We start from the raw sequence: 19,915 nt of genomic DNA on the forward strand, positions 1-19,915 counted from the left end.
CGGCGCCGGCGTCCTCGGCACGCGGTCCGGCGGCGCCTCCCGCGCCGCCGCCGCCCGCACCCCCGGGCCCGCCGTGCCGTTCGATCCGCAGGCGGCCCGGACGGTCCTGGCCAACCGGTCGCGCGCCGTCGCGAACGGCGACCGGACCGCGTTCCTCGCCACGGTCGCCTCGGCACCCGCCGCGTTCCAGGACGCGCAGGCCCGGCTCTACGACAACCTCCGCAAGCTGCCGCTGGAAGGCTGGACCGAACGCTTCTCCGGCACCGAGTCGGCCAACGCGGAAGGCGGCGCGGCGGTCGTCCGCGTCGAGACCCGCTACCGGCTGCGGGGCTTCGACCGCGGCGACGTCGCCCGCACCCGCCGCCTCACCTTCGCGCCCCGCTCCGGCGTCTGGACGATCGTGGGCGACGGCTCGTCCCTCGGCCACCCCGACGACGCCGAGATCTGGGACGCCGGGCCGCTGAGCGTCGTGCGGGGCCGCTTCAGCCTCGTCGTCGGCGACGGCGGCGGGCTGGAGGGCATCGCGAAGCGCCTCGACGCGGCCGTCCCGGTCGTCACCGGGGTGGTCGGCAAGGGCTGGGCGCAGCGGGTCGTCGCGCTCGTCCCCGCCGACGAGCGGCTCGCCGCCGCGCTCGCCGGACCGGACGAGAGCCTCGGCCAGATCGCCGCGCTCGCCACCGTCGCGCCGTCGGCGGGCGGCGGCCGCGGCGAGGACCGCGTCATCGTCTCCCCCGGCACCTTCGCCCGGCTGAACGAGCTCGGCCGCGACGTCGTGCTCACCCACGAGCTGACCCACGTCGCGACCGGCGGCGCCACCGACCGCACCACCCCGCTGTGGCTCATCGAGGGCTTCGCGGACTACGTCGGCTACAAGCACGCCAAGGTGAGCGTCCGGTCGGCCGCCAGCGAGCTGCGGCGCGAGGTGGACGCGGGACGGCCGCCGTCCGCGCTGCCGTCCGCCGCCGACTTCTCCGGCGCCTCCGACCACCTGTCCCAGGCCTACCAGGAGGCCTGGCTCGCCTGCCGGATGGTCGCCGCCCGGTACGGTGAGGCGACGCTCGTCCGGCTGTACCGGGCCGCCGGGAGCGCCTCCGAGGCCGCCGCGCTGCGCTCCGTGCTCGGCCTCACCGGGGACCGCTTCGCCGCGCTGTGGCGCGACTACCTGAAGAAGGAGCTGCGATGAGCGAGGGAGACGGCGGCGAGCCGTCGGTCGCCGAACCCCCCGGCGAGACCGGCGCCGGCCCCGCCGCCGTGAGCAGCGGCGCGCGGGACGGCGGCGCCCCCGCCGACGGCGGCGCGCGGATGCGGGGCCCGCGGCGGGCCGCCGCCGTCGCGGCCGCCGTGCTGTTCGCCGGCGTCGCGGCCGTGCTGGGCCTCACCACGCCGTGGAACCCGCTGCCGGGCCACGTCCCCGGCGGGCACGTGCGGGCCGACCCGTCCCTCGACTTCTCCCCGCACGAGATCGCCCGCGCGAACGCCTTCGACGGCGCCGTCAACCCGCCCGCCTACTCCGGGCTGATCGTCGGCCTGGTAGTGATCCTGGTCCTCGGCTTCACGCCGCTCGGCTCCCGCTTCATCGGCTGGACGACGGCGCGCGTCCGCCGCCGCCCCCTGCGCGTGGCCGTCGCGGCCGTCGCGCTGACCACGCTGCTGCGCGTGATCGGCCTGCCGTTCGACATCTGGGGCGAATCGGTCCTGCGCGACTACGGGCTGTCCACCCAGAGCTGGCCCGCGTGGGCCGTCGACCAGCTGAAGTCCCTCGGCGTCACCTGGGTCATCTACACGATCGCGCTGCTCCTGCTGTACGCGGTCGTCCGCCGCTTCCCGCGCTACTGGTGGACGGGTGCCGCCGCGGGCGGGTTCGTGCTCGTCGTCGCGGTGTCGTTCATCTACCCGGTCGTGGTCGAGCCGGTCTTCAACAATTTCCACTCGCTGCCCGCCGGGCAGCTGCGCACCGACCTGCTCACCATGGCGAAACGCGACGGCGTGCCGGTGAAGGACGTCCTGGTGGCCGACGCGTCGCGGCGGACGACCTCGTTGAACGCCTATGTGTCCGGGTTCGGCTCGACGCGCCGCATCGTCCTGTACGACACCCTGCTGAAGTCGCCGCGCCCGCAGATCGAGTCGATCGTCGGGCACGAGCTCGGCCACGCCAAGCGCAACGACGTCCTGTGGGGAACCCTCGTCGGCGGGCTCGGCGTCGCCGGCGGCCTGTGCCTGCTCTACCTGCTGACGACGTCGCCGCGGCTGCTGCGCCGCGCCGGCGTCGACCCGGACGTCCCCGCCGCCCGCGGCGCCCGGAGCACCGGACCCGCCGACCCCCGCACGATCGCGCTGGTCCTCGCCCTCGTCGCCGCCGGGACGCAGGTCGCCGCACCCGTCCAGAACCTCGTCAGCCGCCGCATCGAGGCCCGCGCCGACGCGCACGCCCTCGACCTCACCCGCGACCCCTCCACGTTCACGGCGATGCAGCACGAACTGTCCGTCCGCAACATCAACGACCTGCACCCGAACTGGGTGGAGTACCTGCTGTGGATGACCCACCCCTCGGGCCCCGACCGCATCGCCATGGCCCGCGACTGGTCCAGGATGCACCACGTGACCGTCCCGCCCCCTCTCCAACACTGAGAGGGGGCGGGCGGACGCGTCAGGTCAGTTGTGAGAGCCGGCGCGGGGCTTTTCGGCGGTGCGGTTGGCGGACTGGGCGGACAGGGTCGCGGCGTCCATGTGCGGCGCCGTCGAGACCGAGCGCTTCAGGGCGCTGCCCTTCACCCAGTTGCCCCAGCCCATCTGCCAGAAGCCCCAGCCGTTGTCCGGGGCCAGCGGCCGGCTGGTACCGGTCACCGTCACGACGTCGCCGCGCTGCGCCAGGTCGTAGAACCACTTGGCGTTGGACGGGCTGACGTTGATGCAGCCGTGGCTCACGTTGTCGTGGCCCTGGTCCCCCACCGACCACGGGGCGCTGTGCACGTACTCGCCGCTGTCGGAGATCTTCACGGCCTTGTAGACGGTCAGGCTGTAGTAGCCGGAGCAGCCGGGGCCGCACCCCTCCCAGTCGGAGGTCATGGTGACCGGGTCGTCCTTCTGCATGGTGAGATGGACGCCGTTCGTGGTGGTGTACTTCTCCTCCCCGCCGCGGCCCATGCTGGTCGGGATCGTTTTGGCCTTCCTGCCGTTGACCTTCACGACCATCTTGTGCGTGTCCTCGCCCGCGGTCGCGACGTGCGAGTCGCCGACGGTGAAGTCCACGGCGTAGTCCTTGCCGCCGTACACGCCCTTGCCGTTGTCCACGCCGCTGAGGTGCGCGACGAACGACGCCTTGGTGTGCGCCGGCCAGTACTCCTTCGTCCGGAACACGACCTCCTGGTCGCCGAACCAGTGCCAGGCGCCCTCGACGGGCTTGTCGGAGCGCACCTCCAGGGCCCGCTCGACCGCCGCCCGGTCCTTCACGGGCTGGTCGAAGCGCATGACGATCGGGATGCCGACGCCGACGGTCTCCTTGTTGAAGGGCGCGTCGACGTTCACCCCGAACCTCTTCTTCACGGTGGACACGGTGAAGCCGCTGCGGACCGTGCGCGTCCTGCCGTCCTTGCCCACGGCGGTCGCGTCGACCGTGTAGGACTGGCCGGGGACGAGCGTCCACCGCGACTTCCACTGCGTCCGGTCGGCGTTCATGTCGCCTTCCACGGGCGAGCCCTTCGCCGTGGACACCGTCACGTTCGCGATCCTGCCGGTCGAGGCCCGCACGTCGATCGGGCTGTCGGGCGGCAGCGCCGCGCCGCCGTTCCCCGGCGAGACGGCGAGATGCACCGCGTCCCGTCCGACCACCGCCTGCTGCCCGGAGCACCCCGCGGCGCCCGCCACCATGCCCGCGCCCGCGACCACGGCGGCGGCCCGCCTTCCCCGGTACCTCGGTCCTGAGTCACCCACCCGCATAGTGGACCCCCCGGTCGTTCAACTGGACGAGCGATTCGTCCGGCCAGCCCCATTTGCTGGGACGACGTCCAGTATGTGAAAGGGGCGGTACCCGCGAAATTGCGGATACCGCCCCTCTTGGGGTTCTTTTACTGATCAGTGGGCGAAATGACCCCGGTAGTACTCGAACACCAGTCCGATCGCGGACAGCAGCGTCGCGCAGGCGCCGAGGATCACCAGCCACCAGCCGAACACGATGCCGAGGGCGATCGCCGCGGCCGACAGGCCGAGGAACAGCGGCCACCAGCTGTGCGGGCTGAAGAAGCCCAGCTCGCCGGCCGCGTCGGCGATGTCGCCCTGCGGGTCGTCCTCGTACAGCGGGCCCGCGTTGGCCCGCTCGAGGCGCCGGACGGTGAAGTGGATGTAGAACCCGATCAGCCCCGCGAGGCCGATCGCGAGCGCGAGCGCCGTGGTGCCGGTCCAGTCACCCGACCAGAGCCAGTACACGATGTCGGTGGCGAGGAAGAAGACCGCGCAACCGTAGAACATGAACGCCTGGACGCGCATCGGTTACTCCTTCGCCCCGGCGAGTTCGCCCTTCGCGCCCACGTGCGGGTGGTGCAGGTCGAACGCCGGCCGCTCGGAACGGATCTTCGGGATCGAGTTGAAGTTGTGCCGCGGCGGCGGGCACGAGGTGGCCCACTCCAGCGACGAGCCGTAGCCCCACGGGTCGTCGACCTCGACGCGCTTGCCCTTCTTCCACGTGATGTAGACGTTGTAGAAGAACGGCAGCATCGACGCGCCCAGGATGAACGCGAAGATCGACGAGACCTGGTTCAGCCCCTCGAACTCCTTCGGGTAGTCGGCGTACCGGCGCGGCATGCCCTCGGCGCCCAGCCAGTGCTGGATGAGGAACGTGCCGTGGAAGCCGATGAACAGCAGCCAGAAGTGCACCTTGCCGAGCCGGTCGTTCAGCATCTTGCCGGTCCACTTCGGCCACCAGAAGTAGAAGCCCGCGAACATCGCGAACACCACGGTGCCGAACACGACGTAGTGGAAGTGCGCGACGACGAAGTAGGAGTCCGACAGCTGGAAGTCCATCGGCGGGGACGCCAGGATGACGCCGGTCAGGCCGCCGAACAGGAACGTCACCAGGAAGCCGAGCGACCACAGCATCGGCGACTCGAACGTCAACTGTCCTCGCCAGATCGTCCCGACCCAGTTGAAGAACTTCACCCCCGTGGGCACGGCGATGAGGAACGTCATGAAGGAGAAGAACGGCAGCAGCACCTGGCCGGTGACGAACATGTGGTGCGCCCACACCGTGACCGACAGGCCCGCGATGCTGATGGTCGCGAAGACCAGGCCGATGTAGCCGAAGACGGGCTTGCGGGCGAACACCGGCAGGATCTCCGTCACGATGCCGAAGAAGGGCAACGCGATGATGTAGACCTCCGGATGCCCGAAGAACCAGAACAGGTGCTGCCATAGCAGCGCGCCGCCGTGCGAGGCGTCGAACACGTGCGCGCCCAGCTTGCGGTCGGCCTCCAAGGCCAGCAGGGCGGCGGCGAGGACCGGGAACGCGAGCAGGACCAGGATGGAGGTCAGCAGGACGTTCCAGGTGAAGATCGGCATCCGGAACATCGTCATGCCCGGAGCGCGCATGCACAGGATCGTGGTGATGAAGTTGACCGCGCCCATGATGGTGCCGAAGCCCGACATGGCCAGGCCCATCACCCACATGTCGCCGCCGACGCCCGGCGAGCGCACCGCGTCCGAGAGCGGGGCGTAGGCGAACCAGCCGAAGCTGGCCGCGCCGCCCGGGGTCAGGAAGCCCGCGATGACGATGATGCTGCCGAACAGGAACAGCCAGTACGCCAGCATGTTCATCCGCGGGAACGCCACGTCCGGCGCCCCGATCTGCAGCGGCATGATGACGTTGGTGAAGCCCGCGAACAGCGGCGTCGCGAACATCAGCAGCATGATCGTGCCGTGCATGGTGAACATCTGGTTGTACTGCTCGTTGCTCACCACCTGCAGGCCCGGCTTGAACAGCTCCGCGCGGATGACGAGCGCGAGGATGCCGCCGAACAGGAACATCACGAACGAGGTGATGAGGTAGAGGTAGCCGATCACCTTGTGGTCGGTGGACGACAGCCAGTTGGCGACGATGCGCCCCTTGCTCGTCCGCGCCGCGGTGAGCGGTGTGCTGGGTGCGTAGCTGGTCGTGGTCACTTGGCACCCCCTGAGGCCAGGGCGGCCTTGGAATCGGCGATGAACTTCTGGTACTGGGCCGGCGTGACGACCTTCAGCTGGAACAGCATCCGGCTGTGGTCGACGCCGCAGAGCTCGGCGCAGCGGCCCTCGTAGGTGCCCAGTTTGGTCGCCGTGAACTCGAACTCGTTGTCGTAGCCCGGCATGACGTCCTTCTTGTACAGGAGCGCCGGGACCCAGAACGAGTGGATGACGTCGTTGGAGTGCAGCCGCACCCGCACGTGCTCACCGGCCGGGATCGTCATGACGGGCTTGGCGCCCGAGGAGGCGTTCGGGTTCACCGGCTGGCCGACGACCGAGGCGACGGTCTGCTCCTTGCCGGTGGCGTCCTTCTGCTTGTAGTCGAACTGCCAGCTCCACTGGAACGCGGTGACGTCGACGACCACCGGAGGGTTCTTGGTGGTCTTCTCGACGTAGTTCTCGTCGCGCGCGGTGAAGTAGAACAGGACCGCGATGATGACGAACGGGACCGCCGTGTAGAGGATCTCGATCGGCATGTTGTAGCGGACCTGCGGCGGCAGGTCGTCGGAGCGCTTGCGGTGGAACAGCACCGCCCAGATGATCAGGCCCCAGACGACGGCCCCGACGGCGAACGCCGCGATCCAGGAACCCTGCCAGAGCTTGAGCATGCGCTCGGCCTGCGGGCCGATCGGCTCGGGCATGCCCAGACGGGATGCCTGGCCGCTGCACGCGGTTGCGGACAGGGCCAGCAGACCTAGCGCGCCGGCGCTTTTCAATGCGCGGCGACTGCGCACAGGCGTACGCCGCTCCCTAGAGCGGGTCGGACTCACGGAATGCCTTCCCCACGGATGAAAGCCCGGTCGGCCGGGCGGTGAGATCAGTTGTTACACGTGTGGTGGACACACTAGCGCTAGGGTCGCGCGAACCCCCGATCGGGTGCCCGGTTAGTGTTCTGGCGTGGCTGACTCCAGCGCGCCGGACGGGTACTTCGACGCCGCCTCGACCGAGCCGCTCCACCCCGCGGCGCGGCGTGTCCTGCTGGAGGCGCTGGACGCGGGCTGGGCCGACCCCGCCAGGCTGTACGGGCGGGCCAGGAGCACCCGCATGCTGCTGGACCGGGCCCGCGCGCGCGTCGCCGGCGTCCTGGGCGCACGTCCGGACGAGGTCTCGTTCACCTCCTCGGGCACCCAGGCGGTGCACCTGGCGGTCCTCGGGGGGCTCCAGGCGCGCCGGCGGGCCGGGCGCCACCTGGTGGTGGGCGCGGTCGAGCACTCCAGCGTGCTGCACGCCGCCGAGCTGCACGAGGACGACGGCGGCGAGGTCACCGTCGTCGGCGTCGACCGGGGCGGGCGCGTCGACCCCGCCGAGTTCGCCGCGGCGCTGCGCCCGGACACCGCGCTGGCGTGCCTGCAGTCGGCCAACCACGAGGTGGGGACGGTGCAGCCCGTCGCCGAGGTGGGCGAGGCGTGCCGCGCCGCGGGCGTGCCGCTGCTGGTCGACGCCGCGCAGTCGCTCGGCCGGGAGGACGTGCCGGACGGCTGGTCCTTCCTGGTGGGCAGCGCGCACAAGTGGGGCGGGCCCGCCGGCGTCGGCGTCCTCGCGGTCCGCAAGGGCACCCGGTGGCGTTCGCCGCTGCCCGCCGACGAGCGGGAGGGACGCCGCGTCCCCGGTTTCGAGAACGTCCCGGCCGCGGCGGCCGCCGCCGCGGCGCTGGAGGCGTACCGCGCCGACATGGCGGACGAGGGCCCGCGGCTCGCCGCGCTCGTCGACCGGATCCGCGCGCGGGTGCCGGAGACCGTGCCGGACGTCGAGGTGGTCGGCGACCCCGTCCGCCGGCTGCCGCACATCGTCACGTTCTCCTGCCTGTACGTGGAGGGCGAGGCGCTGCTCACCGAACTCGACCGAGCAGGTTTCGCCGTTTCGTCCGGCAGCTCCTGCACGGCGGATACGCTGCGTCCAAGCCATGTGCTCGAGGCGATGGGAGTGATTACCCATGGGAACGTGCGGGTATCGCTGCCGCGTGGCGTCGCTTCCGCCGATGTCGACCGGTTCCTCGCCGTCCTGCCCGATATCGTCGCCCGGTTGCGCCGGGCGACGATGAACGCCCTGGACCAATGACCGACATCGACGGCCGGACACCATCCGAGGCCGGATCACGCAGAGGGAGGCGGTCGCGCCCATGAGGTTCCGAGGCCGGGCCAGGAGCGGGGTCTCCCACGGGCCGCCCGCCGCGCCCCCCGCCGAACCCGCCGGCCCCCTCCCGGCGCTCGTCATCGACGCGCTCGGCCGCAAGTGCCCGATCCCGATCATCATGCTGGCGGACCGGATCCGCGAGGTCCCGGTCGGCGAGGTCATCGCGGTGCTGGCCGACGACGCCGCCGCGCGCACCGACGTCCCCGCCTGGTGCCGGATGAAGTCGCAGGACTTCGTCCGCGAGGAGACGCTCCCGCAGGGCGGCTGGGGCTTCCACATCCGCAGGACGTACTGAGGCACCGCTTACTGAGGCGACACGTACCGAGGGCCGCACCCCGGCGGGGTGCGGCCCTCGGTACGCGTTGGCGTGTGCGGTTCCGGGCGGCGCCTACGGGTTGGGGCAGGCGATGTGCGGCTCGACGTCCGCGGCGGCGTCGGCGCCGTACGCGGCGGCGAGCCGGTCGAGGAACGCCCGCCGACCCAGCGTGTACTCCTGCCCGCCCGCGGCCTCCAGGGTGTACGCGGCGATGGTGCTGCCGACCTGCGCGGCGCGCTCCAGCGGCAGGCCCCACGCCGTCGCCGACAGGAAGCCCGAGCGGAACGCGTCGCCCACGCCGGTCGGGTCCACGACGTTCTCGACGGGGACGCAGGGCACGTGCAGGCCCTCCTCCCCCTGCCGGTCGATGACGACGCCCTTGGCGCCGAGCGTGGTGACGCGGACCCCGACCCGCGACAGCACCTCCTCGCCGGACCAGCCGGTCTTGTCCTCGAAGAGGGCCTTCTCGTACTCGTTGCTGAACAGGTACGCGGCGCCGTCGAGGAGGCGGCGGACGTCCGCGCCGTCCATCCGGGCGAGCTGCTGGGACGGGTCGGCGGCGAACGGGATGCCGCGGGTGCGGCACTCCTCGGTGTGCCGGAGCATGGCGTCCGGGTCGTTCGCGCTGATCATGACGAGGTCGAGCCCGCCGACGCGCTCGGCGACGGGGCCGAGCTCGATCGAGCGGGCCTCGCTCATCGCGCCTGCGTAGAAGGACGCGATCTGGTTCTGGTCCTGGTCGGTCGTGCACAGGAACCGGGAGGTGTGGTGCACCTCGGACACGTGCACGGACGCGGTGTCCACGCGGTTGCGCTCCAGCCAGGAGCGGTAGTCGGCGAAGTCGTCGCCGACCGAGCCGACGAGGATGGACTCCGTGCCGAGGCTGCCCATCCCGAAGCAGATGTTCGCGGCTACCCCGCCGCGGCGGATCTCCAGCTCGTCCACCAGGAAGGACAGCGAGACCCGGTCGAGCTGGTCGGGCAGGAGCTGGTCGGTGAACCTTCCGGGGAAGGTCATCAGATGGTCGGTCGCAATGGAGCCAGTCACGGCGATGCGCACGCGTCGCTCTCCTCGTCGTGGTCGTCCGGCTTGTCACCGGCTGTTTCAACCCGGAAAGACTACTTCCCATCGGAGCACACGGCGCGGCGGGTGCGCATCCCCGCCGAGGCGAGAGGGCACGCGAAAGGGGGCGGACCGGACCCTCGTCCGGCCGCCCCCTCGCACCGAGCACGCTCGGCCGGGACGTCCCGGCCCTACGGCGCTGACCCCTAGTTGAAGGAGTCGCCGCAGGCGCAGGAGCCCGACGCGTTCGGGTTGTCGATCGTGAAACCCTGCTTCTCGATGCTGTCGACGAAGTCGATGGTGGCGCCCGTGAGGTACGGGGCGCTCATCCGGTCGACGCGCACGTTGAGCCCGCCGAAGTCCTGGACCTGGTCCCCGTCCATCTCCCGCTCGTCGAAGAAGAGCTGGTAGATCAGGCCGGAGCAGCCGCCCGGCTGCACGGCGACACGCAGCGCAAGGTCGTCGCGGCCCTCCTGCTCGAGCAGGCCCCTGGCCTTCTCGGCGGCGGCGTCGGTGAGGATGACGCCCTGCTGCGTGGTCTCCTGCGTGGTCTCGCCTGAAACCGTCATGTGTTCAGCTCCCGGGTCTCGCTGCGCCGCGGTGCGGCGGACTGTCGCTTGTCCTCGAGGTGGACTTACGCCTCTTCCCGTAGGACAACGTACCTCGCGACAAGGCCATTCCGCGTATCGCCCATGTTTAACGCCGCGGGACGGTGCGTCCTACGTCACACCTCCGGGATGACGATGATGTGCCATCATTAGTCGTCAAAGCGACGATAAGTCCCGTCGCAGGAGGGAGACTCCCGTGACCACCCCAGTGCGCGACCTTCCGCTGCTGCTCCTCGGCGAGGGCTCCGACCCGGCCAGCGAGCGCGGCGTGGACTGCCCGGGCGACCTGCCGCCCGCGTCCGACCCCGCGCTGGTCGAGCGGGCCCGCGCCGCCAAGGCGGCCCTCGGCGACACGGTGTTCGTGCTCGGCCACCACTACCAGCGGGACGAGGTCATCCAGTTCGCCGACGTCACCGGCGACTCCTTCAAGCTCGCCCAGCAGGCCGCCGCGCGGCCCGAGGCGCCCTACATCGTGTTCTGCGGCGTCCACTTCATGGCCGAGTCCGCCGACATCCTCACCGCGCCGCACCAGAAGGTGATCCTCCCCGACCTCGGCGCCGGGTGCTCCATGGCCGACATGGCCACCTTCGACCAGGTCGAGGAGTGCTGGGACGTCCTGGAGGACGCCGGCGTCGCGGACGACGTCGTCCCCGTCACCTACATGAACTCCTCGGCCGACATCAAGGGGTTCGTCGGACGGCACGGCGGCGTGGTCTGCACCTCGTCCAACGCCAAGCGCGCCCTGGACTGGGCGTACTCCAAGGGAAAGAAGGTGCTGTTCCTGCCCGACCAGCACCTCGGCCGCAACACCGCCGTCCTGGAGATGGGCCTCTCGCTGGACGACTGCGTCCTCTACAGCCCGCACCGCCGCGAGGGCGGCCTCAGCCACCGGCAGCTTCAGGACGCCCGGATGATCCTTTGGCGCGGGCACTGCTCGGTGCACGGCCGGTTCAGCAAGGAGTCGGTGGACGACGTGCGCGCGCGCGTGCCCGGCATCAACGTCCTCGTCCACCCCGAATGCCGGCACGAGGTCGTCACGGCCGCCGACCAGATCGGCTCCACCGAGTACATCATCAAGGCGATCGAGGCGGCCGAGCCCGGCACGTCGTGGGCGGTCGGCACCGAGCTGAACCTCGTCCGGCGGCTGGCGAACGCCCACCCCGACAAGAACGTCATGTTCCTCGACAAGACCGTCTGCTACTGCTCCACGATGAACCGCATCGACCTGCCGCACCTGGTCTGGACGCTGGAGGCGCTCGTCCGGGGCGAGGTCGAGAACGTCATCACGGTCGACGAGGACACCGCCCGCAACGCCCGCGCCGCCCTCGACCAGATGCTGGCGCTGCCTCAGGGCTAGATCGCGGAGTTCTCCACCCAGTGGACGAGCAGGTCGTCGTTGCCGGAGAACTCCAGGACGGGGTCGCCGAGCTTGCGGCGGCCCCACAGGAAGAGGAAGACGTCGGAGGCGTCGCCGCGCACCGTCGCGTCGGCGCTTTCGTCGCTTCCGGGGCCGCGGCGGGTCCATTCGAAGCGGTCCGGGTGCAGGCGGAACAGCCAGCGGTCGCCGAGGTCGGCGGCCTCGAAGGCCAGCACCTCGCCGTCGCCGCGCAGGTTCTCCACCTTGGGCGCGAACGCGGCGGCCTTCTCCAGGTTCTCCAGCAGCTCGTCCATCCCCTCGGCGGCCGTCTCGGGCGCGACGGCGGGCGTCCGGCCGCAGGCGATCTCGAGGTCGGCACGGTGCACGGCGGTCTCGAACAGCATCCGGCGCGACCAGAAGCGCACGTGCTGGTCGACGCCCCACGCCCACACCGGCCCGTCCGGTTCGGCCGCCCGCAGGACCTCCAGGAGCCGCTGCGCGCCCTCCCCAAACCACGGCAGGTGGTCGCCCGGCACCACCGGGAAGGAGACGCCGAGCTCGCGCAGGCTGAGCCGGCGCGGCGCGCCCACCCGGACGGTCCCGCCCGCCCACCGGTGCATGGCGCCGAGATGGCGGACCAGTTCGGCGACGGACCAGCCGGGGCAGGACGGCACCGGCTCATCGAGGCCGGCGCCCGCCGCGACGTCGGCGAACGCGGCGGCCTCCCGCTCCAGCGCGTCGCAGTGGCGGAGATGGTCCCAGGGCCGTCCGGTCATTACGCCTCCCGCATGAACCGACCGTGCACGGACGTTCGACACTGACACATACCCCGCATCGGCCCACGTCTCGGGGCGACCCGGGACGGGCCGCGCCGGAAGGCGGGCTCAGAGGCCCGGGGCGCCCCATACCGGGAACCAGCGGCCGAGGTCGTCCTCGAACGGCAGGTCGACGCCGACCGCGCCGCGCACCTGCAGCTCGAGGGCGTTGTCGCGCTTGTCGCCGGGCAGCGGCGCGAACGGGTAGAAGGTGCCGCGCTTGTACAGGTAGACGAGCGCGAGCTTCTGACCGTCCGGGCCGCGGAAGCCGGCGAGCGAGCACAGCAGGTGCGGGCCGAACCCGCCCGACTCCAGCGTGGAGTTCACCGCGTGCAGGTCGGTGACCAGGTCGGGCAGCTCCTCCGGCGGGTGCGTCGCGAGCAGCCAGGTGTACCCGTAGGAGTCGTTGCTGATCTCGACCCTGGGGCCTTCGTCGGCGTCCAGCAGCTCCTGGACGTCGGCCTGCAGCCGCGCGAACGCGCCGCCCTCGGCCGCCCGGAAGCAGACCGAGCCGAGCCCGGTCGGCTTGAAGCCGCTGGCGGCCTCGAGCGTGATGGCCGCGGTCGACAGCCCGAACAGCTGGTCGAGGTCCGGCTTGACCGGCTTGGACCGGCCGAGCAGCGTGTCCAGGAAACCCACGGGTCAGACTCCCCTGCTGAGCTGGTCGGAGATCTTCGACAGCTGGGCGAGCCGCTTGTCCAGCGACGGGTGCGTGGAGAACAGGCTGGCGACGCTGACGCCCTTGCCGAAGGCCGGGGTGAAGAAGAAGGCGTTGAACGCCTGCGCCGAGCGCAGGTCGTTGGTGGGGATCCGCGCGATCTCGCCGGTCACCTTCGTCAGGGCGCTGGCCAGCGCCGACGGGCGGCCGGTCAGCAGCGCGGCGGCCCGGTCGGCCGACAGCTCCCGGTAGCGCGACAGCGCCCGGGTGAGCAGGAAGCTGATCGCGTAGGCGACCGCGCTGACCGCGACCACGGCGAGCAGGATCATCCCAGTGTTCTGGTCGTTGCTGCGGCGGTTGAAGCCGCCCCACAGCCCCCACTCCAGGCCGAACCGGGTGATCAGGCCGGCGCAGATGCCGAGGAACGAGGCGATCGTCATGACCGCGACGTCCTTGTGCGCGACGTGCGCCATCTCGTGCGCGAGCACGCCCTCCAGCTCGACGGGCTCGAGCCGGCGCAGCAGCCCGGTGGTGACGCAGACGACGGCCTTCTTCTGGCTGCGGCCGGTCGCGAACGCGTTCGGCACGTCGGTGTCGGCGATCGCCACCCGCGGCTTCGGCGCGTCCGACATGGCGCAGATCCGGTCGATGACGCCGTGCAGCTCGGGAGCCTCGTCCGCGGAGACCACCCGGCCGTGCATGGCGAACATGGCCAGCTTGTCGGAGAAGAAGTACTGAGCGAACAGGAACGCCAGTGCGGCGACAAGGGCGATCATCCCGAACTTGGGAGCGATCACGAAGAACGCCGTCACGAAGACGACATAGACCAGCCCCAGCAGGAACATGGTCACGAGCATGCGTGACGTCAGCCCCCGGTCGGAGGCGTAACGCGTTGAGGCCATCCGGCAACCCCCAGTTTCTTTCCCCGATTCACTTGTGACAACGCGCGAACCCCGGTGTTTGTGCCAGGCACCGCCGGGTCGAGCGCGAATCGTCCTGGAGGACGCCCCGCCGCCGCCCCGTTCCGGGCGGCCGGGGTGCGGTTCGCTCGCCGGGCGCGCGCCCCTCGTCGGGGGCGGGACCCGGCCGGCCCGGTGCCCGCTCGTCGGGCGGGCACCGGGTCAGTCGGGGATGAGCCCTTCGTCGCCGAGCATCGCGCGCACCTCGTCGATGGCCGCGTCCGCCGGCGGCAGGATCAGCTCCGATGGCGCGAGGCTGTCGGCCGGAAGCGGCTTGCCGACCTTGCGCACGTTCTCCAGCAGCGCGCGCAGAGCGGTGCGGAACGCCGCCTCGTCGCCGGACTCGATCGCCGACTCCAGCTCACCGTCCAGGGTGTTGAGCGCGGCCAGGTCGCCGTCGGCCACGTCGAGCTGCCCCTCGCCCATCAGGCGGACGATCACTGCGCACCCCCGGGCTGCTGCGGCCACGGGGCCTGCTGCGGGGTGTCGTGCGGCTGCTGCTGCGGCTGGGCGGTCGGCGAGCCCTGGTTCAGCTCCTTGGGCGCCGGGCCCTGGCCGAGTTCGGCCTTCATCCGCTCCAGCTCGACGTCGACGCCGGGGCCGGAGCCCATCCGGTCGAGCTCGGCCTGGATGTCGTCGCGGGGGCCGGAGAAGTCCTCGAGCGCGCCGGAGGCGAGCAGCTCGTCGATGGCGCCGGCGCGCGCCTTCATGTTCTCGGTCTTCTCCTCGGCGCGCTGGATCGCCAGGCCGACGTCGCCCATCTCCTCGGAGATGCCGGAGAACGCCTCGTTGATCTTGGTCTGCGCCTCGGCGGCGGTGTAGGTCGCCTTGATCGTCTCCTTGCGGGTGCGGAAGGAGTCGACCTTGGCCTGCAGCCGCTGGGAGGCGAGCGTCAGCTTCTCCTCCTCGCCCTGCAGCTGCTGGTACTGCGCGCGCAGGTCGTTCAGCTGGGAGTCCAGCCCCGACCGGCGGGTCAGCGCCTCGCGGGCCAAGTCCTCCCGGCCCACCTGCAGCGCCTTCTTGCCCTGGTCGGTCAGCTTGTTCTGCTGCTGCTCGAGCTGGTTGATCTGCAGCTCGAGACGCTTGCGCGAGGTGGCGACGTCGGCGACCCCCCGACGGACCTTCTGCAGCATCTCCAGCTGGCGCTGGTAGGAGTAGTCGAGCGTCTCGCGAGGATCCTCAGCCCGGTCCAGGGCCTTGTTGGCCTTGGCCTTGAAGATCATCGACATTCTTTTCATCACGCTCATCGCGCGGCGCCGGTCCCTTCGTGCTGTCGCCTCAGTCGCATACTGGGCTCAATGACCACTGCTGGGGTTCTTATCACCCTACGCGTTAACGCGCGAGGCAGCCACGATGTTCGCAGCCGGTAGGCTGACCCCGTGTTCAAGCGTCGTACCCGGGAAGCCCCCGCGAATCCTCCTCAGGTAGTAATGGCGAAGCCGGGAGGCAAGGGGCGGCCTACGCCGAAGCGGAGCGAGGCCGAGAAGCGCCGCCGCCAGCCGATCACCGCGCCGTCGACCCGCAAAGAGGCCTACAAGAAGGTGCGGGAGCGGCAGTCGACCGAGCGCGAGCGGGCGCGTGCGGGCATGGCCCGGGGCGACGACAAGTACCTCCTCAAGCGCGACAAGGGGCCCGTCCGGCGGCTGGCCCGCAACTACGTCGACTCGCGGCGCACCGTCGGCTCGTACCTGATGTACGCGATGTTCGCGATCGTGCTGCTGAGCCTGCTGCCGATCCCGGCGGCCAAGCTGCTGGTGCTGTTCGCGCCGCCGCTGCTGCTGGTCGTGGTGTTCGGCGAGGGGCTGCTGCTCAGCCGCGGCATCAAGAGGCTCGCCACCGAGCGGCACCCCGACGAGGACACCAAGGGCGTCGGCCTGTACGCGGCGATGCGCGCGATGCAGATCCGCCGGCTGCGGATGCCCGCCCCGCAGGTGAAGGTCGGGGAGAAGGAGAAGATCTGACCGGGCCCCGCACCGGGGGTTCCCGGCCGGACGCGCCCGCCCCCGTCCGAGGATGATCTCCGCCGGGCTAGGGTCGTGCGCATGGAGTTCCGATACCTGGGCCGGAGCGGTCTGAAGATCAGCGAGATCGCGTACGGCAACTGGCTCACCCACGGCTCCCAGGTCGAGGAGGACGCCGCGCGCGCCTGCGTGCGGGCGGCCCTCGACGAGGGGATCACCACCTTCGACACCGCGGACGTCTACGCCGGGACGCGCGCCGAGGAGGTCCTCGGGCGCGCGCTCAAGGGGCTGCGCCGCGAGGGGCTGGAGATCTTCACCAAGGTCTACTGGCCCACCGGGCCCGGCGTGAACGACCGCGGCCTGTCGCGCAAGCACATCATGGAGTCGATCAACGGGTCGCTCCGCCGGCTCGGCACCGACTACGTGGACCTGTACCAGGCCCACCGGTTCGACCGCGAGACGCCGCTGGAGGAGACCCTCCGCGCCTTCGACGATCTGGTCCGGCAGGGCAAGGTGCTGTACGTCGGCGTGTCGGAGTGGCGCGCCGAGGAGATCGAGCGCGCCCTGAAGATCGCCGACGAGATGGGGTTCGACCGGATCGTCTCCAGCCAGCCGCAGTACTCGATGCTGTGGCGGGTCATCGAGGAGGAGGTCGTCCCGCTGTCCGAGCGCGAGGGGATCGGCCAGATCGTCTGGTCGCCGATCGCGCAGGGCGTGCTGACCGGCAAGTACAAGCCGGGCCAGCCGCTGCCGGAGGGGTCGCGCGCCACCGACGACAAGGGCGGCGCCGACATGATCAAGCGCTACCTGAACGACGACCTGCTGACCCGCGTGCAGAACCTGAAGCCGATCGCCGACGACCTCGGGCTGTCGATGGCGCAGCTGGCGATCGCGTGGACGCTGCAGAACCCGAACGTGTCGGCGGCGATCGTCGGCGCGTCCCGTCCCGAGCAGGTCGCCGACAACGTGAAGGCGGCCGGGGTGAAGCTGGACGCCGACGTGCTGAAGCGGATCGACGACGTCCTCGGCGACGCGGTGATCCGCGACGCGTCCAAGACCGTCAGCCCGCGCACCCGCCCGTGAGCCGAGGCGCGCCGGACGGTGAGGGCCGCGGGACGGAGGCGTCCCGCGGCCCTCGCCGTTCGCGTCACTGCGGGTCTTGCAGGCTCATCCCGTAGACGACCGTCTCGCCGTCCATCAGGGTCACCTTGTCGACCTCGCCGGTGCGCAGGCCCCGCCAGTTCTCGCCCAGCCAGCTCTCCGCGTCCGACTGGGTGGAGAAGGTCTCCTCGGACGTGCCGACCGTCGTGCCGTCGGCCTTCTCCAAACGCCAGCTCCACGCCATCGCGCTCGACCTCCCTCGTCGCGGGTGAGACTAGCCGCTCCGGTCAGGAGGCGGCCTCGATGGCGCGCCGCAGCGCGTCCGGGCTCTGGACGTCGGAGTTGCCGAGGGCCTTGCCGTTGACCCGCACGCTCGGCGTGCCCTGGACGCCGGACGAGATGTACGAACGGCTCACCGTCGCGACCTCGCCGGCGAACCGCTGGCTTTTCACGCACTGCTCGAAATCGTCGCCGGTGAGCCCGTACGGCGCGGCCCAGGCGATCAGGTCGGCCGTGCTGTAGCCCTGTTCGCTCTCGGACGGCTGGTGGGCGTAGAGGGCGTCCTGGTAGGACAGCCAGCGCGCGCCGTCCCCGACGCAGCGCAGCGCCGCCGCGGCGCGCGTGGAGTTGCCGTGCTGCGGCTCGGTGCCCGTGCCGAAGACGACCATCGGGTGGAAGACGACCTTCGCCTCCCCCGCCACCGCGATCTGCTTGAGCATCGGGTCGTTGGTCTTGTCGAAGTTGCCGCAGGGCGGGCAGGAGAAGTCCTCGTAGATGTCGACCACCGGGGACGTGACGCCGGGCCGCGCCATGGTGAGGCTGCCGTCGGCGTTCGGGACGGCCTCCGCGCCGCCCGCGATCTGGCCGATCTGGAGCCGGGGCCCGGCCGCGCCGCCGCCTCCGGTGGCGGTGTCGTCCCCGTCGTCCCCGCCACTCTGGAGGGCCAGGACGACGGCGCCGACGACGATCAGGACCAGCACCAGGCCGCCGCCGATCAGCGCGATCAGCAGGCCCGGTCCCCTGCCGCGCGGCGGTGGCGGCGGACCGGGCTGCCAGGGCTGCGCACCGAACTGCGGCGCGGCGGGCGGCGGACCGGGCGGCACGGGGCCGGGCGGCACGGGGGGCGGGCCGTAGGGAGGCTGAGGCCCCTGCTCCGGCCACGGCGCGTTCGGGGGGTTGCCCACCGGGTCTCCTTCTGAGGGCTGGTCCTGATCCTTCCGGGTGAGCGTATCCAGGAGGGACCGTAGAGTTTCGGACCGATATGGACATCGAACTCCGCGGTATCGCCGCGCCGCAGGGCTGGCCCGAGGACGGCTGCCGCTGCGCCTCCTGCGGCCGGCTCCGCGCCGCCGGCGTGCGGCACGAACCGGCCGCGGTCCTCCTCGGCGGCGTGCCGCTGGACTCCTGCGCCGTCGCGGACGTCCCCGGCGGGCACGACGTCGTCGCTCCGGGTGGAGGCCGGGTCCTGATGGCGTCCGGGCCGGGCGCCCGGCCTGAACCCGCCGCGAACGCGCGGTACGACGCCGTCCTCCTCGACATGGCGGGTTCGCCGGAACACCTCGGCTACCTGCGGCATATCGGCGCGGTGACGCCTGAGACGCGGGTCAGGGCCGTTCACGTGGACCACCGGATGCCGTCCCCGGCGGAGTTGGACCGGCGCATGGCGTTCTGGCTGCGCCCGCAGGACGGCCCGTTCCGGACGCTCCTGCTCGGCGGTTCCCGTTCGGGCAAGTCGGCCGAGGCCGAACTGCGCCTGGCGGGCTGCCCGGACGTCCTCTACGTGGCGACGGGGCCGGTCCGCGATGACGACCCGGAGTGGACGCGGCGGGTCGAGGCGCATCGGAGCCGCCGTCCCGCCTGGTGGAAGACGGCCGAGACGACCGACCTCGCCGGGGTGCTGGGGTCGGCGTCCGGGGCGGTGTTGGTGGACGGCATCGGCACCTGGCTCGCCGCGGCGATGGACGACGCGGGCGCCTGGGACGACCCGTCGCGCGTCCTGCCGAGCGTGGACGACCTGGTCGCTGCGTGGCACGGCACCGCGGCGCGGGTGGTCGCGGTGTCGGACGAGGTCGGGTTCTCGCTGGTGCCCACGACGCCGTCGGGCCGCGCGTTCCGCGACATGATCGGCCTCGTCAACCAGCGGCTCGCCGCCGAGTCGGAGGAGGCGGCGCTGGTGGTGGCGGGCCGCGTGCTGGAGCTGCCGTGAACGGCCCGGCCGCCGCGCGGCGCGCCGCCGCCGGACTGCGGCTCGCGGTGACGCTGCTCACGATCGTGCCGCTGCGCACCGGCGACGTGGACCGCGCGACCGCACGGACGGCGATGCTGGCGGCCCCGCTCGTGGGCCTGATCACCGGCGGCGCCGCGGCGCTCGTCCTGCTGCTCGGCGACACGCTGGGCCTGTCCGGGCTGCTCGCCGCCGCCCTCGCGGTGGGGACGGCGGCGGTGCTCACCCGGGCGCTGCACCTGGACGGCCTGGCCGACCTCGCCGACGGCCTGGGCAGCGGGCGCCCCGCCGCCGACGCGCTCGCGATCATGAAGCGGTCCGACCTCGGCCCGTTCGGGGTCGTCACGCTGCTGCTCGTGCTGCTGATCCAGGTCGCGGCGCTGGCGTCGGCGCCGCACGCGGCCGTCGCGGCGCTGCTCGCCGCGGTGACGGGCCGGCTGGCGCTGCCGTGGGCGTGCCGCGCCGGCGTCCCGTCCGCCCGTCCGGGCGGGCTGGACGCGCTGGTTCACCG

The 19,915-nt window shown here is 71.7% G+C and carries 22 protein-coding genes; 9 read left to right on the forward strand and 13 right to left on the reverse strand.

The features are described 5' to 3' along the window. Both ABD296_RS44340 and ABD296_RS44345 read left to right on the forward strand, forming a co-directional pair. Window positions 1-1,183: hypothetical protein (locus ABD296_RS44340; protein ID WP_344282734.1), on the forward strand; the 1,183-nt coding region annotated here is incomplete at its 5' end. Continuing rightward, window positions 1,180-2,628 (forward strand): M48 family metallopeptidase, encoded by a 1,449-nt coding sequence (locus ABD296_RS44345; RefSeq protein WP_344282737.1) that lies wholly within the window; start codon window positions 1,180-1,182, stop codon window positions 2,626-2,628. The genes ABD296_RS44340 and ABD296_RS44345, both read left to right, overlap by 4 nt. A gap of 24 nt (window positions 2,629-2,652) precedes the next feature. On the opposite strand, the gene ABD296_RS44350 is transcribed toward ABD296_RS44345, so the two are convergent. From ABD296_RS44350 to ctaC, 4 genes are all read right to left on the reverse strand, one after another. Further along, a complete protein-coding gene (locus ABD296_RS44350) occupies window positions 2,653-3,930 on the reverse strand; it encodes a L,D-transpeptidase (RefSeq protein ID WP_344282740.1) in 1,278 nt (425 codons plus the stop codon). 141 nt (window positions 3,931-4,071) lie between these two features. Further along, a complete protein-coding gene (locus ABD296_RS44355; protein ID WP_344282743.1) occupies window positions 4,072-4,482 on the reverse strand; it encodes a cytochrome c oxidase subunit 4 in 411 nt (136 codons plus the stop codon). 3 nt (window positions 4,483-4,485) lie between these two features. Further along, window positions 4,486-6,150, reverse strand: a complete 1,665-nt coding sequence (gene ctaD / locus ABD296_RS44360; RefSeq protein ID WP_285918276.1) for an aa3-type cytochrome oxidase subunit I — start codon at window positions 6,148-6,150, stop codon at window positions 4,486-4,488. Continuing rightward, window positions 6,147-6,980, reverse strand: coding sequence for an aa3-type cytochrome oxidase subunit II (gene ctaC, locus ABD296_RS44365; protein ID WP_455363877.1), 834 nt, complete (start codon window positions 6,978-6,980; stop codon window positions 6,147-6,149). The genes ctaD and ctaC overlap by 4 nt, the downstream gene beginning before the upstream one ends. Window positions 6,981-7,107: 127 nt before the next feature. Here ctaC and ABD296_RS44370 point away from each other — a divergent pair, with 127 nt between their 5' ends. Both ABD296_RS44370 and ABD296_RS44375 read left to right on the forward strand, forming a co-directional pair. Beyond that, the gene (locus ABD296_RS44370) at window positions 7,108-8,268 is read left to right on the forward strand and encodes a cysteine desulfurase family protein (RefSeq protein ID WP_344282749.1); all 1,161 of its coding nucleotides are present in this window, start codon (window positions 7,108-7,110) and stop codon (window positions 8,266-8,268) included. A gap of 61 nt (window positions 8,269-8,329) precedes the next feature. After that, window positions 8,330-8,638 (forward strand): sulfurtransferase TusA family protein, encoded by a 309-nt coding sequence (locus ABD296_RS44375; RefSeq protein ID WP_344282750.1) that lies wholly within the window; start codon window positions 8,330-8,332, stop codon window positions 8,636-8,638. Between the two features lie 93 nt (window positions 8,639-8,731). On the opposite strand, the gene ABD296_RS44380 is transcribed toward ABD296_RS44375, so the two are convergent. Together ABD296_RS44380 and ABD296_RS44385 are read right to left on the reverse strand one after the other, a co-directional pair. Next, entirely contained in the window at window positions 8,732-9,718 is a 987-nt protein-coding gene (locus ABD296_RS44380; RefSeq protein ID WP_344282753.1) for a carbohydrate kinase family protein, read from the reverse strand. A gap of 209 nt (window positions 9,719-9,927) precedes the next feature. Further along, window positions 9,928-10,290, reverse strand: a complete 363-nt coding sequence (locus ABD296_RS44385) for a HesB/IscA family protein (RefSeq protein WP_019630892.1) — start codon at window positions 10,288-10,290, stop codon at window positions 9,928-9,930. Window positions 10,291-10,525: 235 nt separating this feature from the next. Here ABD296_RS44385 and nadA point away from each other — a divergent pair, with 235 nt between their 5' ends. Continuing rightward, complete coding sequence (nadA, locus tag ABD296_RS44390) at window positions 10,526-11,686, forward strand: quinolinate synthase NadA (protein ID WP_344282756.1); 1,161 nt, start codon at window positions 10,526-10,528, stop codon at window positions 11,684-11,686. On the opposite strand, the gene ABD296_RS44395 is transcribed toward nadA, so the two are convergent. The 5 genes from ABD296_RS44395 to ABD296_RS44415 form a co-directional block, all read right to left on the reverse strand. Then, the gene (locus ABD296_RS44395) at window positions 11,683-12,462 is read right to left on the reverse strand and encodes a maleylpyruvate isomerase family mycothiol-dependent enzyme (protein ID WP_344282757.1); all 780 of its coding nucleotides are present in this window, start codon (window positions 12,460-12,462) and stop codon (window positions 11,683-11,685) included. The genes nadA and ABD296_RS44395 overlap by 4 nt on opposite strands. 108 nt (window positions 12,463-12,570) lie before the next feature. After that, window positions 12,571-13,140: a PspA-associated protein PspAB gene (pspAB, locus tag ABD296_RS44400; RefSeq protein WP_344282758.1), complete on the reverse strand. Its 570-nt coding sequence runs from the start codon at window positions 13,138-13,140 to the stop codon at window positions 12,571-12,573. A gap of 3 nt (window positions 13,141-13,143) precedes the next feature. Then, the gene (htpX, locus tag ABD296_RS44405; RefSeq protein WP_344282759.1) at window positions 13,144-14,061 is read right to left on the reverse strand and encodes a zinc metalloprotease HtpX; all 918 of its coding nucleotides are present in this window, start codon (window positions 14,059-14,061) and stop codon (window positions 13,144-13,146) included. Between the two features lie 219 nt (window positions 14,062-14,280). Continuing rightward, on the reverse strand, window positions 14,281-14,559 hold the full coding sequence (gene pspAA, locus ABD296_RS44410; RefSeq protein ID WP_344282761.1) for a PspA-associated protein PspAA: 279 nt from the start codon (window positions 14,557-14,559) through the stop codon (window positions 14,281-14,283). After that, window positions 14,556-15,365: a PspA/IM30 family protein gene (locus ABD296_RS44415; RefSeq protein WP_344282764.1), complete on the reverse strand. Its 810-nt coding sequence runs from the start codon at window positions 15,363-15,365 to the stop codon at window positions 14,556-14,558. The genes pspAA and ABD296_RS44415 overlap by 4 nt, the downstream gene beginning before the upstream one ends. A gap of 183 nt (window positions 15,366-15,548) precedes the next feature. Here ABD296_RS44415 and ABD296_RS44420 point away from each other — a divergent pair, with 183 nt between their 5' ends. Next, entirely contained in the window at window positions 15,549-16,079 is a 531-nt protein-coding gene (locus ABD296_RS44420) for a DUF3043 domain-containing protein (RefSeq protein WP_344282767.1), read from the forward strand. A gap of 81 nt (window positions 16,080-16,160) precedes the next feature. Then, window positions 16,161-17,162 carry an aldo/keto reductase family protein gene (locus ABD296_RS44425; RefSeq protein WP_344282770.1) on the forward strand — a complete coding sequence of 334 codons (1,002 nt, stop codon included), beginning with the start codon at window positions 16,161-16,163 and terminating at the stop codon, window positions 17,160-17,162. A 64-nt stretch (window positions 17,163-17,226) separates the two neighbouring features. Here the strand turns inward: ABD296_RS44425 and ABD296_RS44430 are convergent, their stop codons facing one another. Together ABD296_RS44430 and ABD296_RS44435 are read right to left on the reverse strand one after the other, a co-directional pair. After that, window positions 17,227-17,424, reverse strand: a complete 198-nt coding sequence (locus ABD296_RS44430) for a hypothetical protein (protein ID WP_344282773.1) — start codon at window positions 17,422-17,424, stop codon at window positions 17,227-17,229. 43 nt (window positions 17,425-17,467) lie between these two features. After that, a complete protein-coding gene (locus ABD296_RS44435) occupies window positions 17,468-18,364 on the reverse strand; it encodes a DsbA family protein (protein ID WP_344282776.1) in 897 nt (298 codons plus the stop codon). A 77-nt stretch (window positions 18,365-18,441) separates the two neighbouring features. On the opposite strand from ABD296_RS44435, the gene ABD296_RS44440 reads away from it, so the two are divergent. Further along, window positions 18,442-19,386 (forward strand): bifunctional adenosylcobinamide kinase/adenosylcobinamide-phosphate guanylyltransferase, encoded by a 945-nt coding sequence (locus ABD296_RS44440; RefSeq protein ID WP_344282779.1) that lies wholly within the window; start codon window positions 18,442-18,444, stop codon window positions 19,384-19,386. After that, a partial coding sequence (locus ABD296_RS44445; RefSeq protein ID WP_344282782.1) for an adenosylcobinamide-GDP ribazoletransferase occupies window positions 19,383-19,915 on the forward strand: 533 nt, incomplete at its 3' end. The genes ABD296_RS44440 and ABD296_RS44445, both read left to right, overlap by 4 nt.

The sequence above is a fragment of the Actinomadura napierensis genome (genome assembly GCF_039529375.1).
Taxonomy (GTDB): Bacteria; Actinomycetota; Actinomycetes; order Streptosporangiales; family Streptosporangiaceae; genus Spirillospora; species Spirillospora napierensis.